The organism is Variovorax paradoxus (assembly GCF_030815855.1).
Taxonomy (GTDB): Bacteria; Pseudomonadota; Gammaproteobacteria; order Burkholderiales; family Burkholderiaceae_C; genus Variovorax; species Variovorax paradoxus_M.
Genome location: NZ_JAUSXG010000001.1, coordinates 2,761,474 through 2,776,824, shown reverse-complemented (window position 1 = coordinate 2,776,824; position 15,351 = coordinate 2,761,474). Strand labels below are relative to the sequence as shown.

Below are 15,351 nucleotides of genomic sequence, written 5' to 3'. Positions count from 1 at the left end.
TGTTTATTCTTCTTCGTGCAGCAGGCTCAGGCCGATCGCGCCGCGGCGCCGCAGCCACGGGCTCGGGCGATAGCGCGGGTCGCCGTAGACGGTCTGCAGGTTGAACAGCACTTCGAGCATGTTGGTCGGCCCGTAAAGGTTGCCCATGGCCAGCGGACCGCGCGGATAGCCGAGACCCAGCTGAACGGCGGTTTCGAGATCGGCCGGCGAGCAGACGCGCTGCTGGCACATGTCGGAGGCGATGTTCACGATGGTGCCGATCACGCGTTGCGTGACGAAACCGCCGCTGTCGCGGATCACGCTCACGGCCTTGCCGTCGCGCGCGAAGAGGGCGTGCGCCGCATCGCGAATGTCGCGCCGCGTGGCGGGGTTGGTGGCGAGCACGCGGCGCTTGGTGGCGGCATCGTCGATCAGCATGTCGATGCCGACGGTGCGGGTGGCGTCCAGCCGTTCGACCGCGGCCACGGTGGTCACGTCGAAGCCCAGCGGTGCCACCAGGATGAGCGAGGTGGGGGCGGCCATGGCGCCGCTGTCGATCTGCGCGCCCAGCGTGTTGATCAGGCGCAGCAGCTCGGCACGGCGTGCGGCGCGGGGCGACACCCACACCGAAGGCAGCGCGGCCAACGTGGGCGGTGCGGCTTCGGGAGGCTGCTGCATCACGCCGTCGTTGTAGCTGTAGAAGCCCTCATTGGTTTTTCGGCCGAGCACGCCTGCGGCAAGGCGCTGGGCCGTGATTACGCTGGGGCGGAAGCGCGGCTCCTCGTAGTACTGGTGATAGATCGATTCCATCACCGGATGCGACACGTCGAGCGCCGTGAGGTCCATCAGCTCGAACGGGCCGAGGCGGAAGCCGGCCTGGTCCTTCAGGATGCGGTCGATGGTGGCGAAGTCGGCCACGCCTTCGCCCACGATACGCAGCGCCTCGGTGCCGTAGCCCCGGCCGGCGTGGTTGACGATGAAGCCCGGCGTGTCCTGCGCCTGCACCGCGCTGTGGCCCATCTGCACCGCATAGCCGGCCAATTGCTTGCAGACTTCGGCCGACGTCTTGAAGCCCGCCACCACCTCGACCACCTTCATCAGCGGCACGGGGTTGAAGAAGTGAAAGCCAGCCACGCGCTCCGGGTGCTTGAGGCCGGCCGCAATGGCCGTGACTGAAAGCGACGAGGTGTTGGTCGCGAGCGTGGCCGTGGGCGCGACGAACGATTCGAGTTCGCGGAACAGTTTGCGCTTGACCTCGAGGTCTTCGACCACCGCTTCGATCACGAGATCGCAGTGGGCGAGGGCAGCGACCGAATCGACTGCCTTGACGCGGGCGATCTGCGCATCGCGCGCCGCGGCATCGATCTTGCCCTTTTCGTGCAGCTTGTTCCATTGCGCCACGAGGGCTTCGCGCCCGCGTTCCGCGGCACCTGCAAAACTGTCGAGCAGCAGCACTTCGCTGCCCGCCTGCGCGGCGATCTGAGCGATGCCTCGGCCCATGGCGCCGGCGCCGACGACGCCGATCCGGGTGTAGTTCACTGTCATTGGAAGAAGATTTTCACTGGTTGAGAGAGATCCGGGCCTGGCTGCAGGCGCTGGGCGCGGCGCTTGCGCAGCCTCCGATTTTGCAGTCACCCGGCGCAGCGGGGTCCCGGGTTTTACGCGGGGCCGTGCTCGCGCCGTATGTCAAACCGTGTTGTCAGGCCGCGCGGCGGCTGCGATCGATGGTCACGCTCAGGCCGATGGCCAGCAGCAGCAACGCCAGGCCGACCCAATTCATCCAGGCGACCGCGTCGTTGGCGAGCAGCCATCCGCCCAACCCGGCCCCGACCGCCTGGCCGATGTAGATGCCCGAGCTGTTGAGCGCCACGGAACCCGGCGCGAGGGCGGGCGCCAGGCCCACCAGCCGTGCCTGCTGCGCCGAGTTGGTCGCGAAGCAGCCCAGGCCCCAGGGCACGAGAACGGCCGCCAGCCAGGGGAGCGTGACGGCCCACGGCCAGAGAAAGAGGCTGAGCGCGATCAGCGAACTCGTCAGGAGCACCATGCGGCCCGGGCCCACGCGGTCGATGAAGCGGCTCACCAGCATGTTGCCCACCAGCCCGAAGACGCCGAACAGCGCCCACATCAGGCTCAGCGTGGTGGGGTCCGCGCCGAAGTTCTGTTTCAGGATGGGACCGAAATAGCTGAACAGAACGAACTGGCCGGCACCTTGCAGCGCGGTGACCGACACGATGCCCATCAGCACCGGGCTGCGCAGTACGCGCGACCAAGCCGCCGCCGTGAGCGCCGCCGGACGGATGCCGCGCGGCAGCGTCAGCCAGATCGCCCCCGCACTCACGACGCGTGAGCATCGCAATGGCCATGAAAGCCATGCGCCAGCCCAGGTGGCCGCCGATCAGCGCGCCCAGGGGCAAGCCCAGCACCGAGGCCATCGACCAGCCCAGAAAGACGAAAGTCACGGCGCGTCCGCGCTGCTCGGGCGGCACCAGCATGCCGGCGCAGGCGGCGGCCTGGGGCGTGAAGATGGCCGGCGCAACCACCGTGAGCATGCGCACCGGCAGCAGGGCGCCAAAACTCGGCATCAGCACGGAAAGGACGTGCCCGGCGGCGTACCAGAGCAAGGTGAGGGCCAGCAGCCGGCGGCGGTCCCAGCCCGCAACCACCGCCGCGAGCAACGGGGCGCCCAGGCACATCACGACCGCGGCGACCGTGATCAGCTGGCCCGCGGTTGCCACGGTGACGGCCAGCGACGTGCTGATTTCATTGAGCGTGCCGGGCACCACCATCACACCGGTGCCGATCACGAAATTGCCGGCCAGCAGCGCCCACAGCGCGCCCCGGGGCGCCGGCCGGCTCACTGAAGGACCTTCGCCTTCGGCTGCGGTATTTGCCTTGGGGCGGCCCAGCGGCTCATGAAATCACCGGCGAACCTGCAGTGCGCCGGGGTTCACGATGTTGGTGGGGTTGCCCTTGATGAAGCTCACGACATTGTCGAAAGCCTGGCCGAAATAGCTTTCGTAGCTGTCTTGCTCGACATAGCCGATGTGCGGCGTGCAGATGCAGTTTTCGAGGCGCAGCAGCGCGTGGCCCTGCAGCGGCGGCTCGCTCTCGAACACGTCGACGGCTGCCAGCCCCGGCCGGCCGCGGTTGAGCGCGGCGAGCAGGGCATCGGGCTCGACCAGTTCGGCACGAGACGTATTGACGAAGAGCGCCGTCGGCTTCATGCGCGAAAGGTCTTCGAGCGTGACCAGGCCCACGGTTTCTTCGTTGAGCCGCAGGTGCACCGACAGCACGTCGGCCGCGGCGAAGAACTCGTGCCGGTTCTGCGCCACCTGGAAACCGTCGGACCGCGCCTTGGCGCAGCTCGCCTCTCGGCCCCAGATCACGACCTGCATGCCGAAGGCCTGCCCGTAGCGCGCCACCAGCTGGCCGATGCGGCCATAGCCCCAGATGCAGAGCGTTTTGCCCTTCAGCACCGAGCCCAGCCCGAAATTGGCTGGCATCGAGGCCGACTTGAGCCCCGACTGCTGCCAGGCCCCGTGCTTGAGGTTGCTGATGTACTGCGGCAGCCGCCGCATGGCCGCCATGATCAGCGCCCACGTGAGTTCGGCGGGCGCCTGAGGAGAGCCGGTGCCCTCGGCCACCGCCACGCCGCGCTCGGTGCAGGCCGTGACATCGATATGGCCGCCCACCCGTCCGGTTTGCGAGATGAGCTTGAGCTTGGGCAGCTTTTCGATCAGCTGGCGCGAGATGTGGGTGCGCTCGCGGATCAGCACGATCACATCGGCGTCCTTCAGGCGAATCGAGAGTTGACCAATGCCCTTGACCGTATTGGTGTAGACCTTGGCCGCATACGCGTCCAGCTTGGCGGCGCAGCGCAGCTTGCGCACGGCGTCCTGGTAATCGTCGAGGATCACAATGTTCATGGCGTGCCATTGTGCCTCGCAGCATTGGCATGCCGCGCGTGTGAACGTTTGGATACCCGCCCCGGGCCATGGTCACCGGGGTTTGCACGTGCTCAATGCAGGTGCGTAGAGCGCGGTGCGGCGCTGACGGCTTCCATGGCCTCGAGTGCCGCCAGCCGGTCGAGCTCGGCGCACACATCGGCCATGCGGCCCGAAATCACCATCCGGTTGGTGCTGCGTTTTCCACCCTGGGGCCCGTCGACCACGCGAATGACGCGCAGCGGTCGCGCAGGCACGGCCGCCGCCTTGGGTGCGGCCGTGCCGTGGGCGCGGGCCGTGCAGGCCGGCCGCACTGCGACGTAGCGCAACCCCGCGGAGGCGTTGCTGCTGTCTCGGTGGCGCGGGCGGCGCGCCGGCAGCAACCGGCTTGCAAGCGATTGCAGCGGCATCCACAAATCAACGATGGCGAGGAGGGCGATTCCCATGTGAACTCCAAAAAAGTCTGAGGTTGAACACAGGCAGGATTTCTTTGACTGGACGCAACAGGGTGATGGCGACTTCGCGCCATACGCCCGCCACCTGCTGCGGCCGGATGGGGTGCTGCTTTCGGCAGGCCGCGAGGTCTACATCAGCATGGTGTTGCGAATGAGACCGACCGCCAGGCCTTCGATTTCGAAAGGCTCGCCGGGCTGGACGATGATGGTCGGGTAGTCCGGGTTTTCGGCATGCAGCTCGATGACCTGCTTGTTGCGCTTGAGGCGCTTGACCGTGACTTCGTCGCCGAGGCGGGCCACCACGATCTGGCCGTTGCGCGCTTCCTTGGTGGCCTGGACCGCGAGCAGGTCGCCGTCCATGATGCCGGCGTCGCGCATGGACATGCCGCGCACCTTCAGCAGGTAGTCGGGCTGGCGCTGGAACAGCGTGTTCTCGACGTAATAGGTCTGGTCGACGTGCTCTTGCGCCAGGATGGGCGAACCCGCCGCCACGCGGCCGATGAGAGGCAGCGCAAGCTGCGCCATGCCGGGCAGCGAAAGCGAAAACTGGACGCCTTCGCGATGGCGCGACTCGTTGAGCGAGCGCAGCGCATCGCCCTTGAGCCGGATGCCGCGCGAGGTGCCGCTGACGAGTTCGATCACGCCCTTGCGGGCCAGCGCCTGCAGATGCTCCTCGGCGGCGTTGGCCGACTTGAAGCCCAGTTCACTGGCAATTTCTGCCCGCGTGGGCGGAGCACCGGTACGGGCGATGGCGCTCTGGATCAAGTCCAGGATTTGCTGCTGGCGGGCGGTAAGCTTCACGGCGAACTGCATATGTGGTTCCTTGCGGCACTGGCTGAATATCCAGTACCTGTATTTTTAACCAGTTTTTAAAAGTTGGCAAGCCATGGTTAATTCACTTTCGCCCAGCCTGCGGCGGGTGGTGGTCCTGGGCACGGGCGGCACCATTGCCGGACGCGCAGCAAGCGGCGGTGACAACATCGGCTACACCGCCGGGCAAGTGGGCGTGGCAGACCTGCTCGGCGGCATCGACGCGCCCGAGGGCCTGGAGCTCGTGGCGGAGCAGGTGGCACAGCTCGACAGCAAGGACATGTCGTTCGACACCTGGCTGCAGCTCGCGCAGCGGTGCGCCGGCCGGCTGGCCGAAGCCGATGTGGCGGGCGTGGTGATCACGCACGGCACCGACACCATCGAAGAAACCGCCTTCTTCCTTCAAACGGTGCTCGCTCCCGGCAAGCCCGTGGTGCTGACTTGCGCCATGCGCCCGGCCAGTTCGCTTTCGCCCGACGGCCCGCAGAATGTGCGCGATGCCATAGCGGTCGCAGCCGCACCATCGGCGAAGGGCGTGACGGTGGTCTGCGCGGGCGCGATCCACAGTGCGCTGGATGTTCAGAAGGTGCACACCTACCGCCCGGATGCGTTTGCATCGGGCGACGCCGGCCCGGTGGGCTACGTGGAAGAGGGGGCGGTGCGGCGCCTGCGCGACTGGCCGCAATCGCCAGCGGGGAAGCGCTCGAAAATTCTCGAAGCGAAGCCGGGCACGGCAACGCGCTGGCCCCGGGTCGAGATCGTCACCAGCCATGCCGGCGCGAGCGGCGCCATCATCGACCTGCTGCTGCAGGAGCGGGCTGCCGGCGTGGCCGAGCCGGTCCGAGGGCTGGTTCTGGCTGCGACGGGCAACGGCACGGTGCACCACGCGTTGGAGGCTGCTGCGCTCCGCGCCCATGACGCGGGTGTGACCGTGCTGCGTGCGACACGTTGCGCGAGCGGGCGCATTCTGCCGAGGCCCGACGACCGGCTTCGCGATGCCGGTGCCTTGACGCCGGTCAAGGCACGCATCGCGCTGATGCTGGAGTTGCTCGAGACGGCGGCCGCCTGAGGAACGGTGATCGCGGGCGGCAAGGCGAGCGGGCGACAGGCCCGCCGCTGAAGTTCAGCTGCTCAGGGCCGTCAGCGCGCGCTGGGTGATCTCTTCGACCGTGCCCACGCCCTTGATGGCGCGGTACTTCGGTGCCGAAGCCGGGTCCGACTTGGCCCAGGCCGAGTAGTAGTCGACCAGCGGACGCGTCTGCTGGCTGTACACCTCGAGCCGCTTGCGCACGGTTTCTTCCTCGTCGTCCTTGCGCTGGATCAGTTCTTCGCCTGTGATGTCGTCCTTGCCTTCGACCTTCGGTGGATTGAACTTCACGTGATAGATGCGGCCCGACGCCGGATGCGAGCGCCGGCCGCTCATGCGTTCGATGATGTCGCTGAACGGCACGTCGATTTCGAGCACGTAGTCGAGCTTGACGCCCGCTGCCTTCATCGCATCGGCCTGCGGAATGGTGCGCGGGAAACCGTCGAACAGAAAGCCGTCGGCGCAATCGGGTTGTGCGATGCGTTCCTTCACGAGGTTGATGATCAGGTCGTCGCTCACCAGGCCGCCCGATTCCATCACCGCCTTGGCTTGCTGGCCCAGCGGCGTGCCGGCCTTGACGGCCGCGCGCAGCATGTCGCCGGTCGAAATTTGAGGAATGCCGTACTTCTGGCAGATGAAGGCCGCTTGCGTGCCTTTGCCCGCCCCGGGCGCGCCCAGCAAAATTAGTCTCATGGTGTCCTCGGACGGTTCTTAGATCTTGTGTCGCACCCTGCCATGGCCCAGGAGCCGTTGTGCAAGGCGGAATTGCATCGAGGATAGCATGCGTCAGCGTGAAGAAATTCCGTTTCCGCCACTGCGCGGGCGCACGCCTCAGAGGGGCGGCTGGGCTGTGAACAATGCGCGGACGCGGGCCAGGTCTTCAGGGGTGTCGATGCCCGGCCCGGGCGCCGCATCGGTGACGTGCACCGCGATGCGATGGCCGTGCCAGAGCGCGCGCAGCTGTTCGAGCGCCTCGGTCGCCTCGACGGGAGCGGGCGGCAACGAGGGAAACTTGCGCACGAAGCCCGCGCGGTATCCGTAGATGCCGATGTGGCGCAACGGTGCCGGCGTGGGCAGCGCCGAGGGCAGCGCGCGGTTGACTGCGCCGTCGCGCCACCACGGAATGGGCGCGCGGCTGAAATAGAGCGCGTTGCCCCGGGCATCGAGCACCGCCTTCACCACGTTCGGGTTCAGAAAGTCGTCCAGCGAATCGATTTCGTGGGCTGCCGTGCTCATGGCAGCCTCCGGATGAAGCGCCAGCGCGGATGCCACGGCATCGATCAGCGCGGGATCGATCAGCGGTTCGTCGCCCTGCACGTTCACGACGATATCGTCGCCGTCGAGGCCGAGTTGCTCGCAGGCTTCGGCGAGACGGTCGGTGCCGCTGGGGTGGTCCTGGCGCGTGAGGATGGCTTGTACGCCGTGTTCCTTGCACGCCGAGACAATGGACAGGTCGTCTGCGGCAACCACCACTCGCAGCGCGATCGATCGGGCCGCGCGCTGCGCCACGCGCACCACCATCGGCAGGCCGGCGATGTCCGCCAGCGGCTTGTTGGGTAGCCGTGTCGAAGCCAGGCGAGCCGGCACCAGAACGGTGAAGCTCATTGGGGCACCCTCGGCGCTGCGCTCACAGCCCCAACTCTTCGTCGGACAGCGTGCGGGCCTCGTTCTCGAGCAGCACCGGAATTCCGTCGCGCACCGGATAGGCGAGGCGGGCGCTGCGCGAGCAGAGCTCCTGCTTTTCGGCGTTCCAGGTCAACGGGCCCTTGGTCACGGGGCAGACGAGCAGTTCAAGCAGCTTGGTATCCATCGAGCGATGATAGCTTTGCGTCGAGCGCGGCGAAGAATTCCGGCGCCGGCGTGAAATGCAGCGGCACAGCAAGCGCGGCGGGCGCTTTTCGCCACAGCTTGACCGCATCTTTTTCGGTGCAGAGCAGCGGGCGCCCGGCGTCGGAAGGGGCTTGCCAGCCATCGAAATCGAAGTGGTCGGGCAACGCCATCGTCTCGGCCAGCGTCAGGCCGCGCGCCCGCAGCATGTCGAAGAAGGCTTCGGGCCGTGCAATGGCCGCCAGCGCGGTCACCGGCTGGCCGACCAGAGCCTCCAGCGGCATGCGTTTTCCGTCTTTCGCCACGGCCTCATGCGCCAAGGTGCGTTCGGCGGTGTAGCCGCCGAACGCGGGGTTCGTGCCGCTGTGGAGCACCAGGTCGCACGCACGCGGCCAGCGCTCGCGCAAGGGACCTGCGGGCAGCCGCCATCCATTGCCGACGCCTCGGTCGTCGAACACGCAAATCTCGATATCGCGCGCAAGCGCCAGGTGCTGCAGTCCGTCGTCGCTCACGATGACCTGCGTGGCCGGGTGCCGGGCCAGCAGGGCGCGCGCGGCCTCGATGCGGCGCCGCGCCACGAAAACGGGCGCGCCGGTGGCATGGCGGATCAGCGCCGGTTCGTCGCCGACGTCTTGCGGATCGCTTGCGTCCAGCACCTCACGGCAGTCGCCGGTGCGGCGGCCGTAGCCGCGCGAGATCACTCCGACATGCAGGCCGCGAGCCTGCAGATGCCGGACCACGGCCATCACGACCGGCGTCTTGCCGGCGCCGCCCGCAATGACATTGCCGACCACGATCACGGGCACCTGTACGCGCTCGGTCTTCAGCCACCCCAGCCGGTAGAACCAGCGCCGCGCCGCAAAAAGCGCCGCGTAGAAAAGCGACAGAGGCCACAGCAGGCAAGCGAGCACACCGCGATGCAGCCAGGCGCGCTGCAGCCGTGAGGCCGATGCGCCGGTACTGCTGCTGCGGCCGTGCGACGGCACTCAGCGTCCTGCTTGCGCCGTCGATTGGGCTGCGAAGGTGATCTGCACCAGGCCCGCGCGGCGCGCCGCTTCCATCACCGTGATCACGGCCTGGTGCGGGCTGCTCGCGTCAGCGCTGATGATGACCACGCTGTCCTTGCCGGCGGTGGCTGCGGCACCCAGCGCGGCGGTCACCGTCGCCACATTGCGGTCGGCGAGGGGCGTCTTGTTGATCGAATAGCGGCCGTCGGCGGACACCGCCACGATCACTTCCTTCGGGTAGTCGCGCTGCGAATCGACGTCCGCCGTCGGCAGGCGCAGCTGCATCTCGGTGAACTTGCTGTAGGTGGTCGACAGCATCAGGAAGATGAGGACGACCAGCAGCACGTCGATGAACGGGATCAGGTTGATCTCCGGCTCGTCCCGTGCACCGTGGCGGAAATGCATGCGGCCGCGGCTCATGGCGAGCCTCGGCCGAACGGCGCGGCAGTGGCAAGCGTGGCGGCCATCATTTCCGCAGCGCGTTCAGGTGGCGGGCAAAACGCTCGCCCGACAACTCGAGGTTCAACAGATATTCGTCGACCCGGCTACGGAAATAGCGCCAGAAGATCAGCGTCGGAATCGCCACGATCAGGCCGAACGCCGTGTTGTAGAGCGCGATCGAGATACCGTGCGCCAGTTGCGCCGGATTGCCCGAGCCGACCGCGCCGCTTCCGGGGGACTGCGAACCGAAGATCTCGATCATGCCGATCACCGTCCCGAGCAGGCCGAGCAGCGGCGCCGCCGACGCAATCGTGGCCAAGGCCGGCAGGTAGCGTTCCAGCCTGTGCGCGACGGTACGGCCCGAGGCCTCCATGGCCGCGCGCAGGTCCTCCTCGGTGCAGCGCGGGTTGGCGTTGAGCGCCCGAAGGCCGGCGGCCAGCACCTGCCCGAGCATCGAATTGCGTTCGAGCTTGGTCACCACGTCGGGCCCCGGAACCGAGCCGTGCGAAACGGTCATCGCCTCGTCGAGCAGTTTGGGCGGCAGGACCTTCACGGTCTTCAGACTTGTGAAACGTTCTATAACCAGCGCGAGCGCGATGATCGAACAAGCGAGCAATGGCCAAATCGGCCAGCCCGCGGCAACTATGATGGAAAACAAGAAAACCCTCCGGCCCGTAGACTGCAAATGCGCGGCGATTATCCACCGAGCCCACCATCGCCACTCGGCTTGTTTGCGTGTAAGCGATGACGCACAGATTCTGTGGATAACTTTGTGATTAACCTGCTGCGCAACCTGCCCGGACCCGCATGGGGCGGGCTTCCCGTTAGATCGATTGAATTTTGAGCAGTACTTTTTCCAATGAAATCAACGGCTTGCACGGCAAACCGTGCGCCCGTTTCGTACCAAGGCCTCACCATCGGGGGGTGGCCACTCACTGTGGAAGAGTGGTCGCCAGCCACTTGCGGGTTTTGTGAACTTGCGTGAACCGAATGCCACACCGGGTCCGCGGATCTGGGCTGTCGGGGCTTTGTGCCGGGCGGTTGCCGACGCGCTCGACGCACGCTTCAACCCGGTCGCGGTGCGCGGCGAAATCTCGGGCTTTTCGCGGGCCTCGAGTGGACATTGTTACTTCGCGCTCAAGGACGAGTCCGGCCAACTGCGCTGTGCGATGTTCCGGCGAGCCGCGGGCCTGCTCGATTTTTCGCCGCGCGACGGCGACCAGGTCGAGGTGCGTGGGCGCTTGGCGGTCTACGAGCCGCGCGGCGATCTGCAACTGGTGGTCGAAAGCCTGCAACGCGCGGGGCAGGGGGCCTTCTTCGAGCAGTTCCTGCAGCGCAAGGCACGGCTCGAAGCCGAAGGGCTTTTCGATGCCGCGCGCAAGCGTGCGCTGCCCACCATGCCGCGCTCGGTGGGCCTGGTGACCTCGCTCGGTGCCGCGGCTTTGCATGACGTGGTCACGGCGCTGCGGCGCCGCGTGCCGCACATTCCGGTGGTTCTGGCGCCGTCGCCGGTGCAGGGTGCCGGCGCGCCGGCGGAACTCGTGCGTGCGTTGCAGTCGCTCTATGCGCTGGAGCCGGCCGTCGACGTGATCCTGCTGGTGCGGGGCGGCGGCTCCATCGAAGATCTCTGGGCCTTCAACGACGAAACCCTGGCCCGCACCATCGTCCAGAGCCCGGTGCCGCTGATCTGCGGGGTAGGGCACGAAACCGACTTCACCATCGCCGACTTTTGCGCCGACCTGCGCGCACCCACGCCCACGGCGGCGGCGGAACTCGTCAGCGCGCCGCAGGCGATGTGGCTCGGCGCACTCGACCTGCTGGAAGAGCGGTTCGGCGACGCGGTGGGCGCGCGTCTCGACCTGCTGGGCCAGCGGCTCGACCAGGCGGCGGCGCGACTCGGCCGACCCTCGACACTCGTGGCCCGCCAGCAGCTTCGGTTGGCGCACCATGCCCAGCGGCTGCACTACGCATTGCGATCGAGGACCGAGCGTCTTGCCCACGTGCCGCGTTCGATTTCGGCCGACTTCCCTTTGAAGCTCGAGCGCGCACTGGCGCAGCGGCGCGAGCGCCTCGAGCGCGTGGCCTTGCGCCTTCGGCTGCTCGACCCGGCCCTGGTGCTCCAGCGCGGCTATGCCTGGCTCACCGGCGCCGACGGTCGCGCGATTGTCAGCGCCAAGAAACTGAACGCGGGCGACGCCGTGGTTGCGCGGCTCGCCGATGGCTCGGTCGACCTGACAGTCACGCCCGGCGAAACGGGACCGCGTCCGACGCCGGGTGCGTAATTCCTTTCTAGAATCCTGTATTCCCCGCAACCAACCCACGAGAAAAAACCATGGAACATGTGCTCCCACCCCTGCCGTACGCCCTCGACGCGCTGGCACCCGAGTACTCGAAGGAAACCCTCGAGTACCACTACGGCAAGCACCACAACGCCTACGTGGTGAACCTGAACAACCTGCAAAAGGGCACCGAGTTCGAGTCGATGCCCCTGGAGGACATCGTCAAGAAGTCCAGCGGCGGCATCTACAACAACGCCGCCCAGATCTGGAACCACACCTTCTTCTGGAACTGCATGAAGCCCCAGGGCGGCGGCGCTCCCACCGGCGCGCTGGCCAAGGCCATCGATGCCAAGTGGGGCAGCTACGACGCCTTCAAGGAAGCGTTCGTGAAGTCGGCCGTGGGCAACTTCGGTTCGGGTTGGACCTGGCTCGTGAAAAAGGCCGACGGCTCGGTGGACATCGTGAACATGGGCGCCGCCGGTACGCCGCTGACCACCGGCGACACCCCGGTGCTGACGGTGGACGTGTGGGAGCACGCCTATTACATCGACTACCGCAACCTGCGCCCGAAGTTCGTCGAGACCTTCCTGGCCAAGCTGGTGAACTGGGACTTCGCCGCCAAGAACTTCGGCTGAACCGGTTTCCCCCATTGAAAAAGCCGACCGGAAGGTCGGCTTTTTCGTGAGCCCGTGGCAGGGCGACGGGTGCTCAGCGCTTCGAGGCGGCAAAGAGCTCGCCGCCCAGCTTGGCGCCTTTCTTGATGTTCTTCTTGGCGAACCAGCCCTGGTTCATTTCGAGCACGAAGCGCACCGGCTCCTCGGAACAGTGCGAATTCTCGGTCATCGGCTGCATGTCGACCAGGTTGACGATGCGGCCGTCGTTGGCCACGAAGGCCGCGGTGAGCGGCAGCAGCGTATTTCTCATCCAGAAGCACTGGGTCGCCGGCTGGTCGAAGACAAAGATCATGCCCTCGGCCTGCGGCATCTCCTTGCGGAACATCAAGCCGATTTCCCGTTGTTGGGGCGTTTGCGCGACCTGCGCGTCGATCTTGTACAGGCCGACGGACAACTGGGTGCGTGCGAGATCGGTCTGGGGTTGCTGTTGTGCCTGCGCGGGGCCTGTCAGGGCGGCGGCGAGCAGGAGCAGGGCGGCGAAACGCTGAAACATCGGGGCTTCTTTCAGGGCGGGTTCAAGGGCGCGGGGCCCATAAAAAATGCCCGCTGATGCGGGCATTGCCGGTGAGCTTGGAAGCTTACACCTTCTTGGCTGCAGCCGTGTGCGCCTTGGCCACGTGATGGCGCGCCTTGTGCTTCTTCACGGCGTGCTTGACTGGCGCCTTCGCCTTGTGAGCGGCGGCCGCGACAGGCGCATCGGCCTTGGGAGCGGGTTCGGTTTGCTGAGCGAATGCACCGGCTGCGAAGAGACCGGCCACGAGGGCTGCGATAAGCTTGTTCATGAGAGACATCCTTTGAGATTGTTGATATGGACCACCTCCCTGTGGAGGTGAACATTCAACGCGGCAGCCGCTCGCCCCGGTTGACAGCCGTCTTCTTGCTGCGGACGAAAAAAAACGCTCCGGAGAGCGTTTTTTCCGAGACTGGCCGAATTACTTCGGCGTGCCGCCTTGGGTCGACTTGCGCTTGACGCTGCCGTCCTTGTTGCGACGACGCTGGTCGCGCGTTTCGGCGCGCTTTTCGCCAGACGCTGCAGCCTTGTCGGTGCCGATGGCGCCGGCTTCAGGCGTCTTGGCGATGTCGCCAGCGGGAGCAGCCACTTGACCTGCGGGCTTGGCGGCCTTCTTCGCTTCAGCGCGGGCTTGGGACTTGCTGTTGGTAGCGTTCCCTTGCTCAGGCGTGGTGCCGGTGGGGTTCTGGGCGTAGGCGCCAGCGGCGAACAGGCCAGCGATCATGACTGCGAGAATTTTGCTCATTGATGATTCCTCTATCGAGAATTGGTTGGAAACGCCTCCCGGCGAGCAGAAGGTCAGCCACTAACGAACCCATTGGCCCGAAGGTTGACAAACGCCCGCTGATGGGTTGCGTCTAAAATGTACAGCGATTTGTTCGCGGGCTGTACAGCGATTCCCCGTCGTTGTCTGAATTCGCAGACAGTCGTCCGAATTACGTCACTCCCGGAGTCGTTTCCCCTCATGTCCAGCTACCAGCACATCAAAGTCCCGGCCGAAGGTCAGAAGATCACGGTCAACGCCGACAATTCGCTCAATGTGCCTGACCAGCCGATCATTCCCTTCATCGAGGGCGACGGCACGGGGCTGGACATTACGCCGGTGATGCTCAAGGTGGTGGATGCAGCGGTGGCCAAGGCCTACGGCGGCAAGAAGAAGATCCACTGGATGGAAGTCTATGCCGGCGAAAAGTCGACCAAGGTCTACGGCCCGGACGTCTGGCTGCCCGAAGAAACGCTGCACGCCGTGCGCGACTACGTCGTTTCCATCAAGGGCCCGCTGACCACGCCCGTCGGCGGCGGCATCCGCTCGCTGAACGTGGCGTTGCGCCAGGAACTCGACCTTTACGTGTGCCTGCGCCCCATCCAGTACTTCGAAGGCGTGCCCAGCCCGGTGCGCGAGCCGCACAAGACCAACATGGTCATCTTCCGCGAGAACTCGGAAGACATCTACGCCGGCATCGAATTCGAAGCCGAAAGCGACAAGGCCAAGAAGCTCATCAAGTTCCTGCAGGACGAGCTGGGCGTCAAGAAGATCCGCTTCCCCAACACTTCCGGCATCGGCGTCAAGCCCGTGTCGAGGGAAGGCACCGAGCGCCTCGTGCGCAAGGCGCTGCAATACGCAGTGGACAACGACAAGCCCAGCGTCACCATCGTGCACAAGGGCAACATCATGAAGTTCACCGAAGGTGGCTTCCGCGACTGGGCCTACAACCTGGCCGCCAAGGAATTCGGCGCCGAGCTGATCGATGGCGGCCCGTGGATGAAGTTCAAGAACCCCAAGACGGGCAAGGAAATCACCGTCAAGGACAGCATTGCCGACGCGTTCCTGCAGCAGATTCTCCTGCGTCCCGCCGAATACAGCGTGATTGCCACGCTGAACCTCAACGGCGACTACGTGTCCGACGCGCTGGCTGCGCAGGTCGGCGGCATCGGCATTGCCCCGGGCGCCAACCTGAGCGACACCGTCGCCATGTTCGAAGCCACCCACGGCACCGCTCCCAAGTACGCCGGCAAGGACTACGTGAACCCCGGTTCCGAAATCCTCTCGGCCGAAATGATGCTGCGCCACATGGGCTGGACCGAAGCCGCCGACCTGATCATCAGTTCGATGGAAAAGTCGATTGCCAGCAAGAAGGTCACCTATGACTTCGCGCGCCTGATGGACGGCGCCACGCAAGTGAGCTGCTCGGGCTTCGGCCAGGTGATGATCGATCACATGTAATTGCATTCCGGCGCCCAGGCGCCATGAAGCCAGGCCCTCCAGATCTTCCCGGTCTCGAGGGCTTTTCTTCTTGCGGCTTCGACCAGATCAGAGCAGGTTGGCGAAATGGAACA

Annotated in this window: 17 protein-coding genes and 1 pseudogene; 4 read left to right on the top strand and 14 right to left on the bottom strand. The window is 66.0% G+C overall.

From position 1 onward, the window contains the following. Window positions 1–3 precede the first annotated feature (3 nt). The 5 genes and pseudogenes from QFZ42_RS13050 to lexA all read right to left on the bottom strand — a co-directional run bounded on the left by QFZ42_RS13050 (window position 4) and on the right by lexA (window position 5,191). Window positions 4–1,524 carry a 3-hydroxyacyl-CoA dehydrogenase gene (locus tag QFZ42_RS13050; protein ID WP_307701355.1) on the bottom strand — a complete coding sequence of 507 codons (1,521 nt, stop codon included), beginning with the start codon at window positions 1,522–1,524 and terminating at the stop codon, window positions 4–6. Between the two features lie 154 nt (window positions 1,525–1,678). Continuing rightward, window positions 1,679–2,837, bottom strand: a pseudogene (locus QFZ42_RS13045) (MFS transporter). Between the two features lie 60 nt (window positions 2,838–2,897). Further along, window positions 2,898–3,905 carry a D-2-hydroxyacid dehydrogenase family protein gene (locus QFZ42_RS13040; RefSeq protein WP_307701354.1) on the bottom strand — a complete coding sequence of 336 codons (1,008 nt, stop codon included), beginning with the start codon at window positions 3,903–3,905 and terminating at the stop codon, window positions 2,898–2,900. A gap of 92 nt (window positions 3,906–3,997) precedes the next feature. Continuing rightward, complete coding sequence (locus QFZ42_RS13035; RefSeq protein WP_307701353.1) at window positions 3,998–4,369, bottom strand: hypothetical protein; 372 nt, start codon at window positions 4,367–4,369, stop codon at window positions 3,998–4,000. Between the two features lie 138 nt (window positions 4,370–4,507). Further along, on the bottom strand, window positions 4,508–5,191 hold the full coding sequence (gene lexA, locus QFZ42_RS13030; RefSeq protein ID WP_307701352.1) for a transcriptional repressor LexA: 684 nt from the start codon (window positions 5,189–5,191) through the stop codon (window positions 4,508–4,510). A 73-nt stretch (window positions 5,192–5,264) separates the two neighbouring features. Between lexA and QFZ42_RS13025 the strand changes: the two genes are divergently transcribed. Next, window positions 5,265–6,257: an asparaginase gene (locus tag QFZ42_RS13025; protein ID WP_307701351.1), complete on the top strand. Its 993-nt coding sequence runs from the start codon at window positions 5,265–5,267 to the stop codon at window positions 6,255–6,257. Window positions 6,258–6,311: 54 nt separating this feature from the next. Here the strand turns inward: QFZ42_RS13025 and adk are convergent, their stop codons facing one another. The 6 genes from adk to QFZ42_RS12995 form a co-directional block, all read right to left on the bottom strand. After that, window positions 6,312–6,968: an adenylate kinase gene (gene adk / locus QFZ42_RS13020; protein WP_307701350.1), complete on the bottom strand. Its 657-nt coding sequence runs from the start codon at window positions 6,966–6,968 to the stop codon at window positions 6,312–6,314. Window positions 6,969–7,106: 138 nt separating this feature from the next. Further along, window positions 7,107–7,880 carry a 3-deoxy-manno-octulosonate cytidylyltransferase gene (gene kdsB, locus QFZ42_RS13015; RefSeq protein WP_307701349.1) on the bottom strand — a complete coding sequence of 258 codons (774 nt, stop codon included), beginning with the start codon at window positions 7,878–7,880 and terminating at the stop codon, window positions 7,107–7,109. Between the two features lie 22 nt (window positions 7,881–7,902). After that, on the bottom strand, window positions 7,903–8,085 hold the full coding sequence (locus QFZ42_RS13010) for a Trm112 family protein (protein WP_013541700.1): 183 nt from the start codon (window positions 8,083–8,085) through the stop codon (window positions 7,903–7,905). Continuing rightward, window positions 8,066–9,088, bottom strand: a complete 1,023-nt coding sequence (gene lpxK, locus QFZ42_RS13005) for a tetraacyldisaccharide 4'-kinase (protein ID WP_307701348.1) — start codon at window positions 9,086–9,088, stop codon at window positions 8,066–8,068. Before lpxK ends, QFZ42_RS13010 begins: the two co-directional genes overlap by 20 nt. Next, window positions 9,089–9,514 carry an ExbD/TolR family protein gene (locus QFZ42_RS13000; RefSeq protein ID WP_307704230.1) on the bottom strand — a complete coding sequence of 142 codons (426 nt, stop codon included), beginning with the start codon at window positions 9,512–9,514 and terminating at the stop codon, window positions 9,089–9,091. Window positions 9,515–9,575: 61 nt separating this feature from the next. Then, window positions 9,576–10,208, bottom strand: a complete 633-nt coding sequence (locus tag QFZ42_RS12995; protein WP_307701347.1) for a MotA/TolQ/ExbB proton channel family protein — start codon at window positions 10,206–10,208, stop codon at window positions 9,576–9,578. 313 nt (window positions 10,209–10,521) lie between these two features. On the opposite strand from QFZ42_RS12995, the gene xseA reads away from it, so the two are divergent. Then, window positions 10,522–11,832 (top strand): exodeoxyribonuclease VII large subunit, encoded by a 1,311-nt coding sequence (xseA, locus tag QFZ42_RS12990; RefSeq protein WP_307701346.1) that lies wholly within the window; start codon window positions 10,522–10,524, stop codon window positions 11,830–11,832. Between the two features lie 50 nt (window positions 11,833–11,882). Continuing rightward, complete coding sequence (locus QFZ42_RS12985) at window positions 11,883–12,464, top strand: superoxide dismutase (RefSeq protein ID WP_307701345.1); 582 nt, start codon at window positions 11,883–11,885, stop codon at window positions 12,462–12,464. A gap of 73 nt (window positions 12,465–12,537) precedes the next feature. On the opposite strand, the gene QFZ42_RS12980 is transcribed toward QFZ42_RS12985, so the two are convergent. The 3 genes from QFZ42_RS12980 to QFZ42_RS12970 all read right to left on the bottom strand — a co-directional run bounded on the left by QFZ42_RS12980 (window position 12,538) and on the right by QFZ42_RS12970 (window position 13,759). Further along, a complete protein-coding gene (locus QFZ42_RS12980) occupies window positions 12,538–12,996 on the bottom strand; it encodes a DUF192 domain-containing protein (protein ID WP_307701344.1) in 459 nt (152 codons plus the stop codon). 85 nt (window positions 12,997–13,081) lie between these two features. Continuing rightward, a complete protein-coding gene (locus QFZ42_RS12975; protein ID WP_307701343.1) occupies window positions 13,082–13,285 on the bottom strand; it encodes a hypothetical protein in 204 nt (67 codons plus the stop codon). A 150-nt stretch (window positions 13,286–13,435) separates the two neighbouring features. Further along, on the bottom strand, window positions 13,436–13,759 hold the full coding sequence (locus QFZ42_RS12970) for a cell envelope biogenesis protein TolA (protein WP_307701342.1): 324 nt from the start codon (window positions 13,757–13,759) through the stop codon (window positions 13,436–13,438). A 219-nt stretch (window positions 13,760–13,978) separates the two neighbouring features. On the opposite strand from QFZ42_RS12970, the gene icd reads away from it, so the two are divergent. Then, window positions 13,979–15,238, top strand: a complete 1,260-nt coding sequence (icd, locus tag QFZ42_RS12965) for an NADP-dependent isocitrate dehydrogenase (RefSeq protein ID WP_307701341.1) — start codon at window positions 13,979–13,981, stop codon at window positions 15,236–15,238. Window positions 15,239–15,351: the final 113 nt, after the last annotated feature.

What these genes read in the sequence shown, in the direction of transcription:
- QFZ42_RS13050 (WP_307701355.1), bottom strand. Translation starts at nt 1,524, where the DNA reads ATGACAGTGAACTACACCCGGATCGGCGTCGTCGGCGCCGGCGCCATG.
- QFZ42_RS13040 (WP_307701354.1), bottom strand. Translation starts at nt 3,905, where the DNA reads ATGAACATTGTGATCCTCGACGATTACCAGGACGCCGTGCGCAAGCTG.
- QFZ42_RS13035 (WP_307701353.1), bottom strand. Translation starts at nt 4,369, where the DNA reads ATGGGAATCGCCCTCCTCGCCATCGTTGATTTGTGGATGCCGCTGCAA.
- lexA (WP_307701352.1), bottom strand. Translation starts at nt 5,191, where the DNA reads ATGCAGTTCGCCGTGAAGCTTACCGCCCGCCAGCAGCAAATCCTGGAC.
- QFZ42_RS13025 (WP_307701351.1), top strand. Translation starts at nt 5,265, where the DNA reads ATGGTTAATTCACTTTCGCCCAGCCTGCGGCGGGTGGTGGTCCTGGGC.
- adk (WP_307701350.1), bottom strand. Translation starts at nt 6,968, where the DNA reads ATGAGACTAATTTTGCTGGGCGCGCCCGGGGCGGGCAAAGGCACGCAA.
- kdsB (WP_307701349.1), bottom strand. Translation starts at nt 7,880, where the DNA reads ATGAGCTTCACCGTTCTGGTGCCGGCTCGCCTGGCTTCGACACGGCTA.
- QFZ42_RS13010 (WP_013541700.1), bottom strand. Translation starts at nt 8,085, where the DNA reads ATGGATACCAAGCTGCTTGAACTGCTCGTCTGCCCCGTGACCAAGGGC.
- QFZ42_RS13000 (WP_307704230.1), bottom strand. Translation starts at nt 9,514, where the DNA reads ATGCATTTCCGCCACGGTGCACGGGACGAGCCGGAGATCAACCTGATC.
- QFZ42_RS12985 (WP_307701345.1), top strand. Translation starts at nt 11,883, where the DNA reads ATGGAACATGTGCTCCCACCCCTGCCGTACGCCCTCGACGCGCTGGCA.
- QFZ42_RS12980 (WP_307701344.1), bottom strand. Translation starts at nt 12,996, where the DNA reads ATGTTTCAGCGTTTCGCCGCCCTGCTCCTGCTCGCCGCCGCCCTGACA.
- QFZ42_RS12975 (WP_307701343.1), bottom strand. Translation starts at nt 13,285, where the DNA reads ATGAACAAGCTTATCGCAGCCCTCGTGGCCGGTCTCTTCGCAGCCGGT.
- QFZ42_RS12970 (WP_307701342.1), bottom strand. Translation starts at nt 13,759, where the DNA reads ATGAGCAAAATTCTCGCAGTCATGATCGCTGGCCTGTTCGCCGCTGGC.
- icd (WP_307701341.1), top strand. Translation starts at nt 13,979, where the DNA reads ATGTCCAGCTACCAGCACATCAAAGTCCCGGCCGAAGGTCAGAAGATC.